The following is an 11,958-nucleotide window of genomic DNA, read 5'->3' on the forward strand; positions in this document are numbered from 1 at the left end:
CGCGGATGGCTCCGTCAGCGGAAGCAGGAAATATTTATGGCGCGGAATCTTCAAAGGTATTCAGTGACGCGCCTTTATGATTGTGATGACGAATAGCTGGCTTGAGCTTTCGCCGCTCGTGGCCGGTATGACGCAATCACGGATCACTCAATGCCGAAATTCCTCTTCGCTTCGATAGTCTCACGTATCAACCTCGCGATCGGTCTTCGACTGCTTGCTCTTTCGCTTGGACTGCTGATCTCCGTGGCTGCGGGTCATGCCGAGAATATCCTGCGTATTCCCTATTCGTCTGATATCGGCACTCTGGATCCGGATAACGGTTTTGAGGTTGCCGGACTGACGGCGCTCGACAGCGTTTATGAAGGTCTCGTCAAATATGAAGCGAGCTCGACGAAGATCGTCGGGTCACTCGCAAAGAGCTGGGAAATGTCCGGCGATGGCCTGGCCTATACGTTTCACCTCGTCCACGGCGTCAAGTTTCACGACGGTACGATCTTGAACGCCGATGCGGTGGTCACCTCATTCAAGCGCCGACGCGACGGCGGCTTTGTGCAGAATTATACGCTCGCCAACGTCGCGGATATCGCAGCACCGGACAGTTCCACGGTGGTCATCACGCTGCGTCATGCGCAGCCTTCCTTCATGGATAGTCTTGCAGGTCCATGGGGACCGAAGATCATCAGCTCTGCAGTCCTTTCCGATCATGCCAAGGGCGACTTTGCGACGGGATGGCTGACCGATCACGCGGTTGGGACCGGGCCTTTCAAGCTCGCCGAATTCAAGCGCGGTGAGCGATATGTGCTCGAGCGAAACGAGGACTATTGGGGCGCCAGACCTTTTTTTGGCAAGGTGGAATTTCCGGTCATCCCGGATATCGGCCAGCAAATTCTCAAATTGAAGGCTGGCGAGATCGATGCCGTACCGGCCAATTTCCCATTCGCGCAGCTCGGCAGCCTGCCGGCCGATCTGGAAATAACGTCGGCTCCCAGCATGACACAATACGAGGCCTTCATTAAGCCTGGATCGCCGCTCGACGATGCCGAAGTTCGCAAGGCTGTTCTGACCGCGATCAACCCAAATTTGTGGGCGAAGGATGCCTTCGGGCAATATGCGCATGTCTCGAAATCGCTTTATCCAAACATCATGCTTAATCCCGGCCAGCCAGTGCAGTTTCCGACGGATATCGAGGCAGCGAAGTCTGCCATCGCCAGGCACGGATCAGTCATCCTCACCATTGGGCTCTACAGCGCCAATCCGAGCTATGGGCGCATCGCCGACCTGATGATCGCCGGGCTGTCGCTGATCGGCGTCCAGGCCACTTCGCATATAATGCCGCCGGGGGCGGCTTATGCCATGAAGGGCGATCCGGCAGCTCCTGACATGCTGCTGATCATCGCTTCCCCGGATGCGGCTCACCCCGACAATCAGGCAAAGGCCTTCTTCACAAAGGATGCGCCGCTCAATCTTTACGGCAGTACGCTTCCGGAAGCCGATGCCGTCGTTGCCGAAGGGGCCTCAGCGGTGGATCTTGCTGCGCGCAATGCGTTCTATGAAAAAGCGGGCCAAATGTATTTCGATGCGGGCCATTTCATTCCGCTCGTCGATGTCGACGACGTGGTTGTCCATCGCAAGGGGCTGAAGGATCTGGGACTTCGTCCGGTGTTTCCGAGAGGCAGCATCGACTATTCGCGCGTGAGGCGCTGATGGCAGAGCGTGTGGCTTCCGGCGAGGTCCGTGGCTGCAATCCCAACTGCGGGGAATTGAAGAGGTCATGATCAAAGCTGCGCTCTCCATTGTCGATCTCAGTGTCGTCTTGCGACAAAACGGTCGCGATAATCTGGTGCTCGACCGTATCAACTTGGAAGCAATGCCGGGCGAGATCATCGCTGTCGTTGGCGAAAGCGGCTCCGGCAAATCCACGCTCGGAACTGCAATTCAGGGGCTGCTGCCGGCCTTCAGCGAGCCCAAAGTCACCGGCTCCATTCGTCTTGCGGGCACAGAGATCGTTGGCGCGAGGCCAGCGGTGCTGTGTGCAGCCCGCCACCAGCTCGTGCGCACCATTCCACAAGATCCGATGGGTGCGCTAAACCCCACAATGACGATCCGTCATCAGCTCAGGGAATCGGCTGGCGGCGACGACACTTTCATCCGAGATTGGCTAGACCGGGTCGGGCTTGCAGATGCGGACGCCATATTGGATGCATTTCCGCATCGTTTGTCCGGCGGACAGCGCCAACGCATCCTGATCGCAATGGCGTTGATGGCGCGACCAAAAGTGCTAATTGCCGATGAAGTGATCACCGCCCTCGACTTCGCCTTGCAGGATCAGGTTCTCGAACTGTTACGTGAGGGTGCACGAGAGCACCAGATGGCCGTCCTGTTCATCACCCATAATCTGGCCGCGGCAGCCTCGCTCGCCGATCGCATATTTGTGCTCTACAGGGGACGCGTTGTCGAGTTCGGCAGAACAGATGACGCGCTGACCAATCCGCGCCACCCCTATCTGGCCGGCCTGCTGGCGACACAGTTCGATTTCGAAACGGATCGTCGTCGTTTGCTACCCACCTTGCCGGTGGAGCAGACGCAGTTTGCCAATCCCGAAAACGCCTGTTGTTACGCTGCCCGCTGTCCTGTCATGAGGGGTGAATGCATAACCGGGCGGCCCGAGCTCCATTCACTTGCTATCCCGAGCCATGCGGCAGCCTGCATCTTCCCTGAGTTGGCGGATTCTGCCGCTCGCCGGTACCGCACCACGGAAATCTGGCCGCCTGCGCCAGCGGCAGGGCCGGTCGAAGCGCTGCGATTATCCAGTGTCAGCAAGAGCTTCACCACGACTGTCGGGTTGTTTGGCCGACGCCGCGAGCGCCAGGTTCTGGAATCAGTCGATCTTTCCGTCAGGCTCGGGCAATGTGTTGCCCTGGTCGGAGAAAGCGGCGCGGGCAAATCGACAATCCTGAGGCTCGCGGCTGGACTGCTGGCGCCCGACGGCGGGGAGATTTTCCGGATCGATGTGTCGCCACAGGTTATTTTTCAAGACGCGGTTGCCTCCCTGACACCGTGGCTTCCGATCGGTCAGCAGATAGGTGATCGCTTGCGGCATCTTGGTCTCGGCAAAGTGGAGCGTGTTCATAGAGTCCGCGAAGCCTTCGAGTTGGTTGGCCTCGATAAGGGCCTTATGTCGTCGCTGCCTTCGAGCCTCTCGGTCGGCCAATGCCAGCGCGCCGTGATTGCCAGGGCGATCGTCTTGCCCCCGAAACTTCTGCTCTGCGACGAGCCGATCAGCGCGCTCGACGTGTCGCTTGCTGCCACGACGTTGAACCTTCTCGGCCGGCTTCGGCGCCAGCTTGGCATGGCGGTGCTGTTCATCACCCATGATCTCGCTGCCGCACGGATAATTGCCGACCGAATCGCCGTGCTCGATCAGGGCCGGGTGGTTCAGCAAGGGGATCCCGATGCGACCACTGCAGGTTTCGGTCCCCTGTCAATGAGCGCTATCCTTGCCGCAATACCGAAGACGCCTGCGAGCACAGGCGGGCGGGACGCATGAACGTTCCCGAGTTCCTCCCCGAGGAGCGGCTCGTCCGCTGGCCTGTCATTCTTGGCCGTATCGGCTGGATCGACCGGATTGGGCTGCTTGGCGTGTTTGCCATAACGGTCGTCGCTTTGTTCGCACCTTGGCTGGCACCTTTCAATCCGCAGCTTCGCGTTGCAGTGGCCTATCTGCCGCCGTCCACCGAGCATTGGTTCGGGACAGACGAGATCGGGCGCGACCTTTTTTCTCGTATCGTTCTCGGTGTCCAATATACATGGCTGCCGGCAATCGCTCTTGTCCTCTTCAGCCTCATCATCGGCACATGCGTCGGCATGATTCCAGGCCTCATCAGCCGCAGGTTCGACATGCTGGCGCAATGGCTGGTCGATTTCTTCCTTGTCCTGCCTTCGACACTCGTAGCCCTGGCCGTCATCGCAACGCTCGGGGCGGGGCTGGCCAACACGATGATTGCGATCGGCATCGCATGGTGGCCCTGGTATGCCCGTATATCGCGTGACGAACTGCGTCGGTTGAATGCACGCCCGCATGCGGAGGCTGCAAGGGTGGCCGGCGTCAGCGGTCCGCGCCTCCTGTTGCGTTACATTCTTCCCGGTGCCATTCCAGCCCTGCTGGTGGCCGCGACGCTGGATGTGGCCAACGTGATCATGACGATGTCGCTCATGTCCTTCATCGGGCTCGGCCAGCCGGCGCCAGCACCCGAGCTGGGAGCGATGACATCGCGTGCGCTCGATAGTCTCTCTGCCTATTGGTGGCTTCCGATATTGCCGGCGGCGGTCATTTTCCTCATTTGCCTCCTTGCCAATCTCGCAGGCGACGGCCTTCGGGCGGCATTGCGGGGAAGCTAGCATATGGTCGCCTATCTCATTAGACGTACACTGGGCCTTGTAGCCGTCCTCCTGACGATGAGCTTTGCGGTGTTCTGCCTGCAAAGCATCATTCCCGCCGATCCAGCGCGCGCTATCGCCGGACCTCTGACGCCTCTCTCGAATGTGAATGCTCTTCGCCAACAGCTCGGGCTCGACGATCCTATTATTGTCCAGTATGGCCGGTTCCTGTCGCGGCTCGCAGAAGGCGATCTCGGAACGTCGGTCAGGACCCGTCAGCCAGTGGTGAACGATATAAGACAATATCTGCCGGCGTCGCTTGAACTGTCGCTGGCTTCTCTCTGTATCGGCCTTTTGCTGGCAGGTATTGTTGCAATCCTACCCCATATTTTCGGGGGATCCGGAGCGCTACGGTTGATCTTCATTGCGGCAGGTTCAGTGCCGATTTTCATGTCGGCCTTGCTGTTTGTCTATTTTTTCTGGTTCCGCTTCGGATGGCTGCCGGGTTCTGGCAGAATGAGCGAGGATGATATTGGCGGGCCGACCGGCCTCAATCTCATCGATGCGATCGTGGGCGGCAGAGGTGATCTCGGCCTTGATGCGGTCAGGCATCTGCTGCTGCCTGCTTGCGCTCTGGCCCTGCCCATTGCGGTGGCGGTGGGGCGAAGTCTTAACAGCGCGCTGCACGACGTGATGCAGCAGGCATATATTGGAACTGCGCGAGGAAAAGGTCTTCGTGAGGCCGTAGTCGTCTTGCGTCATGGGCTTCGTAACGCCGCTTCGCCGGCTTTGGCGATGATCGGTCTGCAGGTCCGACTTCTGTTCGGCAATCTTTTGATCGTCGAGCTCGTTTTCGGATGGCCAGGCCTAGGTCTCTATATGGTCCAGTCGTTGACCAGCTCCGACCTCCCGGCTGTTCTCGGTGTTACCGTTGTTCTTGGAACCTTCTATATCCTCGTGAACATCGTCGTCGAAATCCTGCAAACCCTGGCCGATCCGCGTATTGAGCTTTAGCAAGCTTAAAACCTATTCCTTCGGCCTAGTTTGCTAGACCTCTATCCTATGGATTTCCCGGACGTTCGGCGTTCATCTGAAGATGGCGATCCCGCCCATGTCGCAGGACGGTCAGATGAATCAAGAGAATGGTCAGGACAAGAGCCGTCGCAGGACGGGCCTCAGTAGCTGGCAGGTCAGACGCATCACTGAATACGTTGATGAGAGGCTGGAGGGACCGGTTCGCGTCGACGATCTGGCGGCGGCGGCAAAACTCAGCCCCGGCCATTTCCGCCGTGCGTTTTCGGTCAGTTTCGGCATGTCCCCCTATGCATTCGTCATGCAGCAACGTATCGAGCGCGCCCAAATATTACTGCTCACTTCCGAGCACGAAATGGGTGACATAGCCTTTGCCTGCGGCTTGTCGGATCATGCCCATTTCAGTCGGCTGTTCCGCCGTTTTGTCGGCACGACACCCAGCCAATGGCGGCATGAACTCGGGGCGCAAGGCGCCTCTCAAGATGGCATGCGAAAGGCCGACTTACCCCCAACCCAAGATCAGCCGTTGCAGTGAGCAGTCACGAGATCGGCACAGCCAGTCATGCCGAAAGAGCTTCGAGCTCCCTGACGGCAGGTCTGATATGGATTTCCAGGGGCGCGGGCTTTGCCTGAGCCTCGCGGATCGGCAGGCTGAACGTGATGGACGCGCCACCGCGCACGCCGTTTTCCGCCCAGAGACGCCCTCCGTGGGATTCGATGATGGAACGGCAGATCGCAAGACCCATGCCCATTCCATCTTGCTTCGTCGTATAAAACGCCTCGAAAATCCTCTCCGGATCGCTGATGCCGTCCCCACGGTCGCTCACTTCCACCTCAACCGTATCATCGTCTCGCAGCCTGGATTCGATTTTCAGCGTTCGAATCCTTGGCTCCGTATCATGCATCGCTTCGATACCATTGCGGATGAGATTGAGCATCACTTGCTCAAGCTGCACATGATCCGCGCTGGTCTCCGGCAGATAAGGGGCGAGATTGATATCGAGCTTCACCTTGTTGGAGGCGAGCTTGTCGGCAAGCAGCTCGCAGGCATCGCCAATGAGACCGTTCAGATCGACTGCCGTTCGTGGATAGGCGGTCTTGCCGAAGAGCGCCCTGATGCGGCTGACCACGTCCGCAGCCGCGTCGGCATCGCGCACGATCCAGTCGGCGGAACGCATTGCACGTTCGAGGTTCGGCGGATCGGCACTCAGCCAACGGCGGAACGCATTCGCGTTGGCAACGACCGCCTGCAGCGGCTGGTTGAGTTCATGCGCGATCGAGACGGAAAGTTCAGACAGGCTGGCAGCACGTAGAGCCCTTGCCAGTCTCTCATCGGATTGGCGCAGAGCCTCCTGAGCGCGAACCTCTTCATCGATATCGAGATTGACACCATACCAGCGGATGATTTTGCCGTTTTCGTCGCGCAGAGGTTCTACGCGCGAATCCATCCAGCGGTATTGACCGTCCTTATGGCGAAGCCGGCCTTTGTGGTTGATCGACTGGCCGCTCGCAATGGCGTTCCTGAATGCCTCGGTCACTGCGGCGCGGTCGTCGGGGTGGACCAGGTCCTCCCGGGCGGCCACCTGGTCCGGCGTCTTCGAATGAATATCGCCTTCGTCGAGCCCCGCCCATTCGGAGAAGCGCTTGTTGAAATAGCAGGGGAGGCCCTCTGGCGTCATGAGCCAGATCAGCGAAGGCACCGTATCGACGATCAGGCGCAGTTCCGCTTCGCGCTCCCGCGCTGCTTCGTGCGCTTCCATCTCGTCATGAATGTCCAGGCAGACGCCATACCACTGAATGATCTGTCCGTCGGCATCACGAAGCGGCTCGGCCTTGCCGTCGATCCAGCGATAAGCGCCATCGAAGCGCCGCTGCCGATATTTCAGGGCGAAGCGTTTGCCCGTTTCGAAAGCCTGCGAAAGGCTCTCCTGAAACAACACCCGGTCTTCGGGATGGATGGCTTCGACGATTGCAGTCGCGAACCTTTCTGCGGAATGATTGCCTTCGAGCGAGATTCCGGTCCAGTCCATGAGAGGCTTGTTGATATAAGACGTCTCGCCGGCCGGGTTGGCGCACCAGATGAGAGCCGGTACGGTGTCGATCATCTGCTGCAGTTGCCGCTGGCTTTCGCGCAAGGCAGCTTCCGCCTTTCGCTGATCGTCAATGTCGACAGACGTCGCAAACCAGGCCGTGATACGACCGTTTTCGTCGCGCGAGGCGATGGCGGAATCGCGAAGCCAGCGATAGGTTCCATCGGCACGTCGCACTCGTTGCTCTTCGAAGATCGGCTCGCCTGTCTTGAGGCTGTGTTCCCATCGTTGCATACAACCCTCGACATCGTCGGGATGCACAAAAAGGCTCCACCATGAATGATTGTCGAGTTTGGCGATCCTGCTCATTTCCTCGGCGCTCACGCCGATAAAATCGAGCGCTTTCGGATTCAGGAAGCGCAGGCGGCCATCTGGATAGGCTGACCAGCCAAATCCGGGAATATCTTCGATATTGGGCTGAATATTCTTGTAAACGCGGTCGAAAAGGCTCTGCGGCTTGAAGATGTTGATGAAAAACCAGAGAGCGGTGGCCGAGCCGGTGAACATGACGACCCGGGCCGGTTCGTCATGGCCGAAATTGGCGGGGGAGAGGATGACAGCGGCGGTCAGCAGGCAGCCGATGAGCAGAACGGCCAAGCCTGCGCGCCAACTGGTATAGAGCCAGATGGCGACCATTGCGACGAGAATGCCGGAAGGGTCCGCGAAAAGCCCTGCCAGCAGAATGCCGCTGCCGCCAATAGCCATGGCCGTGACGATCCGTTCTTTTGACGATGTCAACTGCATGGAAGTCCTCTTTACTTTTCCGTCGTTAGTTTTTCTGCGACCTGACGCTAGGCATAAATTCAGTCGTCGCTCGTCCGAACATGCGAAGGCAGCGCCTGCCAGACGTTGAAAAGCTGCGCCACCGAACTAACTTGCATTTTCTTCATCATATTGCTACGGTGAAGCTTCACCGTAAATTCACTGATCCCAAGGGAGAAGGCTATCTGTTTGTTGACCTCTCCGGCGACGACCAGCTTCAGAACTTGGCGCTCACGGGTGGTGAGGGTTTCAAACAGGGAAACGTATCTATCGGCTGCAGACAATGCGTTCCGGCGGCTGACATCGGTCGCGATGGCCTTGGACACGGCATCGAGAAAGGTCTGGTCCCGTACGGGTTTGGTCAGGAAATCCTGCGCGCCAGCTTTCATCGCCTGCACGCTCATTGCGATATCGCCGTGACCGGTCAGAAAAAGGACGGGCGTTGTGACGCCGTTGCGGGTCAGGTGATGCTGCAGGTCCAGGCCGCTGATGCCGGGCATACGGACATCCAGCACGACGCAGCTCGGGCGGTCGGGCAGCTTTGTGTCGAGAAATTCATGGCCCGATAAAAAGGTCATCGCATCGATGCCAACCGAATTCAGCAGGTTCTCCAGAGCCGCACAAACCGTCGCATCGTCATCAACCAAGATCGCGACCGGACCTTTCGACCCTTTGGAGGTGGTCGCCCCCATGCATGATCCTCCAACTGCCAGCGGAAGTGCTGCTGGAACCGCATGAAGATACAGTCACGGAAGAGAAAATTGAAGAAGGGGACGACTAAACCAAATATATAGGACAGAAGGAGTTTTTAACACCTCTGATTTATTGCTTATTTAAGTTCTACTTATAGGAGAGAGGAGTCCTGAGGTGCCGACACGGTGTACGATGGTGTGCTGGACGTGTGCCTTACAGCGGTCTTTGCAGACATACGGGGCTGACGCAGCAGTTGAAATCGCCGGCATTACCTATTTGCGATTACAATGAAATTCGACCGGATCTGCCGGCACTTTGTCCCCCAACCTATACCCCTGGCGTATTTTTGTGAGGGATCTCGCGTGTTAGGATCGGCGTGGGATCTTGGCTCACGGGAAACTCTTCAAAGAGGATACAAAGCCGTCGTTTGGAGGCGCGAAAAGCCATGACGATTAATCAAGTCAGCATGCGGGACGAGCCTGTTGTCTGTATCGTCGACGACGAAGGGGCCGTCAGAAGTTCGCTGGTGGACCTTTTCGAGTCGGTCGCGATAAAGGCCATCGCATTCGAGAGCGCCTCGGACTTCCTGGAGCGCTGCGATATGGGGCAGGCGGGCTGTATTCTCCTAGACGTGCGGATGCCGGGCATCAGCGGGCTGGATTTCCAGGATCAGCTCGCCGCTGCCGGAAACACCATGCCCATTATCTTCATGTCGGGTCACGGAAGTGTTCCCCTGACAGTCAAGGCGATGAAGGCAGGAGCAACCGACTTTCTGGTCAAGCCATTCGCCGGCAGCGCCGTGATCGCCGCGGTTGGCGAGGCGATCAGGCGGGATGCAGAGAACCGGAAAGAGGCGGCTGCACGTACCCAACTGGAAAATTGTGAAGCCAAGCTTACCCCGCGGGAGCGTGAGGTTCTAGGCTATGTGGCGGCCGGGCTGATGAACAAGCAGATTGCGCATGAGATGCAGATCAGCGAAATCATGGTGAAACTGCATCGCGGGCGAATGATGAAAAAGATGCAAGCGCGCTCGGTTGCAGAGCTTGTCCGCAAATTTGACATGTTAAAACCGGATCTTAGACTGTATCAGTAACCTGCGTGGCGCCTAGCTCATTGCCCGAAAAAAGAAGAATTGTGCTGACGCAATGGCAAGTTTCCCTAATAAGACCGTCGCTGTCATCGATGACCATCGCTATCTCAGAGAATCCCTGAAGGATCTGCTCGAAGCGGCTGGCTATGAGAGCGATCTCTATGACTCTGCCGAGGCGTTCCTCAACGAAAAAGGCTATTCGAACGTCGATTGCATTCTTGCTGACGTCAGAATGCCGGGAATGTCGGGGGTCGAGATGCTCCAGGCATTGAGCAAGATGCCATCTCACCCGCCAGTCATCATCATGACTGCGCATGGGGACAAGGACATTGAAGCAGCCGTCTTTCAGGCGGGCGCGATCACCTTTCTAAGGAAACCAGTCAATGCTGATTTGCTCATGTCATGGCTGGAGCGCGCGATCAGCGATTATCGCGGAGATTAGCCGTCTTTGTTACGCGTGTGCGGTCCGTTCCACTTTATCGACAGGTGAAGCCGAGCTTGGCTCACGGTCAGCCGCGTCATCTCCGGCCATTTGTCTGTTCCAGGCAAAGTTCCTTGTCCTGAAACCCTGCTAATGAAAGCAGATGCAACTGTTTATCTCCTGCGCATCAACAAGGAGACTTCAGATGCCAAGTTTAAAGGACAAGGTGGCCATCATAACAGGTGGCAATAGCGGAATAGGGAAAGCGACGGCGCGTCTTTTCGTGGAGGAAGGGGCGAGGGTTGTCATCACCGGACGCCGGCAGGATGTCGTCGACGAAGCGGTTCGAGAGATTGGTCATGGCGCGGTCGGAATGTGCGGTGATGTCGCCAGTATCGACTTCCATCGCCGCCTGGCGGCGGATGTCACAGAGCGCTTTGGTGCGATCGATGTCTATATGGCGAACGCCGGCATCATCAATCTTGCCGCTTCTGAGACCGTTAGCGAAGCGGAATACGACCAGCATTTTGCAGTCAATACGCGCGGCGTCTTCTTCGGCGTCCAGACGATTGCCCCGCATATCCGCGACGGCGGAAATATCATCGTCACGAGTTCACTGGCCGGAACGAAGGTTTTGCCCAACCACACGGTTTATGCCGGCACCAAGGCTGCGCTTGCCGCATTTGCCCGAAACTGGGCGATCGAATTCAAATCGCGCAGGATCCGCGTGAATATCCTGAGCCCCGGTCCTGTCGAGACCGAAATCCTGGGAAAGCTCGGCGTCAGCGAAAGCAACCGTCCGCAATTCGAGCAGCAGATGGCGGATCTGATACCCGCAGGACGTCTCGGACGTCCCGAAGAGCTGGCCAAAGCCGCGCTTTTCCTCGCTTCAGCGGGTACTTTCGTTAACGGAATTGAGCTTCATGTCGATGGTGGCATGTGCGTTGCTTGAGCCGGAAGCCCGGAAGACTTCAGTGGCTTCCGGGCAGTCGCGCAGCTTGTCAGAGCGAGAGCTCTTTGGCTCGTGCGTTGATCTTCTCACAGGCATCCCCGAGCGGATCGCGCATCGGCACCAGTGGTGAAACGCCGAGTAGGAGAAGCGCTTTGAAATGCATCCAGCCGCCTCCCAGCACTGGCGCATAGGACGTCATCGCGGTGCGTTCTTCGCCATAGAGACGCTTGTACTCGGCAAAATTCGCAAAGTTCTCGTGATTGCTATCCTTTAGATGGAAGGTTTCGGCTGCAGCACCTTCGGCAAGGATGACTTCATGCGTATCAAGCATGATGGCATAGTACTCGATCGACATGCCGTCGTCCGGGATGACCGGTGCGATAGTCGTGCCGTTCACGAGCTCCTTCACGCGGATCAAAACGCCGTCCAGAAACAGCGCATGGCCAGGCGACAGGTAGAGATCGGAATGTGGGGTGCGACCATCCAGCGCGTGGCGGGAAACCCGGATCGGCACGACGTCCTTATGCCAGCGCGTGCCACT

At 57.9% G+C, this 11,958-nt stretch carries 11 protein-coding genes; 8 read left to right on the forward strand and 3 right to left on the reverse strand.

All coding sequences use genetic code 11. The features are described 5' to 3' along the window. The first annotated feature begins 150 nt into the window (after positions 1-150). From FHX08_RS22675 to FHX08_RS22695, 5 genes are all read left to right on the forward strand, one after another. Positions 151-1,704 (forward strand): ABC transporter substrate-binding protein, encoded by a 1,554-nt coding sequence (locus tag FHX08_RS22675; RefSeq protein WP_132656821.1) that lies wholly within the window; start codon positions 151-153, stop codon positions 1,702-1,704. 67 nt (positions 1,705-1,771) lie between these two features. After that, positions 1,772-3,547, forward strand: a complete 1,776-nt coding sequence (locus tag FHX08_RS22680; protein ID WP_132656822.1) for an ABC transporter ATP-binding protein — start codon at positions 1,772-1,774, stop codon at positions 3,545-3,547. After that, a complete protein-coding gene (locus tag FHX08_RS22685) occupies positions 3,544-4,398 on the forward strand; it encodes an ABC transporter permease (RefSeq protein WP_132656823.1) in 855 nt (284 codons plus the stop codon). The genes FHX08_RS22680 and FHX08_RS22685 overlap by 4 nt, the downstream gene beginning before the upstream one ends. Positions 4,399-4,401: 3 nt before the next feature. Beyond that, a complete protein-coding gene (locus FHX08_RS22690; protein WP_132656824.1) occupies positions 4,402-5,391 on the forward strand; it encodes an ABC transporter permease in 990 nt (329 codons plus the stop codon). 115 nt (positions 5,392-5,506) lie between these two features. After that, on the forward strand, positions 5,507-5,944 hold the full coding sequence (locus FHX08_RS22695) for a helix-turn-helix domain-containing protein (RefSeq protein WP_165911948.1): 438 nt from the start codon (positions 5,507-5,509) through the stop codon (positions 5,942-5,944). A 25-nt stretch (positions 5,945-5,969) separates the two neighbouring features. On the opposite strand, the gene FHX08_RS22700 is transcribed toward FHX08_RS22695, so the two are convergent. After that, positions 5,970-8,243 (reverse strand): PAS domain-containing protein, encoded by a 2,274-nt coding sequence (locus tag FHX08_RS22700; RefSeq protein WP_132656826.1) that lies wholly within the window; start codon positions 8,241-8,243, stop codon positions 5,970-5,972. Positions 8,244-8,302: 59 nt separating this feature from the next. Next, a complete protein-coding gene (locus tag FHX08_RS22705) occupies positions 8,303-8,953 on the reverse strand; it encodes a response regulator transcription factor (protein ID WP_132656827.1) in 651 nt (216 codons plus the stop codon). A 446-nt stretch (positions 8,954-9,399) separates the two neighbouring features. On the opposite strand from FHX08_RS22705, the gene FHX08_RS22710 reads away from it, so the two are divergent. The 3 genes from FHX08_RS22710 (at position 9,400) to FHX08_RS22720 (ending at position 11,417) form a co-directional block, all read left to right on the forward strand. Beyond that, a complete protein-coding gene (locus FHX08_RS22710; RefSeq protein WP_165911949.1) occupies positions 9,400-10,047 on the forward strand; it encodes a response regulator transcription factor in 648 nt (215 codons plus the stop codon). Between the two features lie 52 nt (positions 10,048-10,099). Next, a complete protein-coding gene (locus tag FHX08_RS22715) occupies positions 10,100-10,486 on the forward strand; it encodes a response regulator transcription factor (RefSeq protein WP_132656828.1) in 387 nt (128 codons plus the stop codon). A gap of 184 nt (positions 10,487-10,670) precedes the next feature. After that, a complete protein-coding gene (locus tag FHX08_RS22720; RefSeq protein ID WP_132656829.1) occupies positions 10,671-11,417 on the forward strand; it encodes an SDR family NAD(P)-dependent oxidoreductase in 747 nt (248 codons plus the stop codon). Positions 11,418-11,466: 49 nt separating this feature from the next. On the opposite strand, the gene FHX08_RS22725 is transcribed toward FHX08_RS22720, so the two are convergent. Beyond that, a partial coding sequence (locus FHX08_RS22725; RefSeq protein WP_184327650.1) for a Hint domain-containing protein occupies positions 11,467-11,958 on the reverse strand: 492 nt, incomplete at its 5' end.

Origin of the sequence: Rhizobium sp. BK529 (assembly GCF_014194105.1) — a bacterium.
GTDB lineage: Bacteria > Pseudomonadota > Alphaproteobacteria > Rhizobiales > Rhizobiaceae > Rhizobium.

Excerpts from the sequence above, each read along its gene's own strand:
- FHX08_RS22675 (WP_132656821.1), top strand. The coding sequence starts at position 151 with ATGCCGAAATTCCTCTTCGCTTCGATAGTCTCACGTATCAACCTCGCG.
- FHX08_RS22680 (WP_132656822.1), top strand. The coding sequence starts at position 1,772 with ATGATCAAAGCTGCGCTCTCCATTGTCGATCTCAGTGTCGTCTTGCGA.
- FHX08_RS22685 (WP_132656823.1), top strand. The coding sequence starts at position 3,544 with ATGAACGTTCCCGAGTTCCTCCCCGAGGAGCGGCTCGTCCGCTGGCCT.
- FHX08_RS22690 (WP_132656824.1), top strand. The coding sequence starts at position 4,402 with ATGGTCGCCTATCTCATTAGACGTACACTGGGCCTTGTAGCCGTCCTC.
- FHX08_RS22695 (WP_165911948.1), top strand. The coding sequence starts at position 5,507 with ATGAATCAAGAGAATGGTCAGGACAAGAGCCGTCGCAGGACGGGCCTC.
- FHX08_RS22700 (WP_132656826.1), bottom strand. The coding sequence starts at position 8,243 with ATGCAGTTGACATCGTCAAAAGAACGGATCGTCACGGCCATGGCTATT.
- FHX08_RS22705 (WP_132656827.1), bottom strand. The coding sequence starts at position 8,953 with ATGGGGGCGACCACCTCCAAAGGGTCGAAAGGTCCGGTCGCGATCTTG.
- FHX08_RS22710 (WP_165911949.1), top strand. The coding sequence starts at position 9,400 with ATGACGATTAATCAAGTCAGCATGCGGGACGAGCCTGTTGTCTGTATC.
- FHX08_RS22715 (WP_132656828.1), top strand. The coding sequence starts at position 10,100 with ATGGCAAGTTTCCCTAATAAGACCGTCGCTGTCATCGATGACCATCGC.
- FHX08_RS22720 (WP_132656829.1), top strand. The coding sequence starts at position 10,671 with ATGCCAAGTTTAAAGGACAAGGTGGCCATCATAACAGGTGGCAATAGC.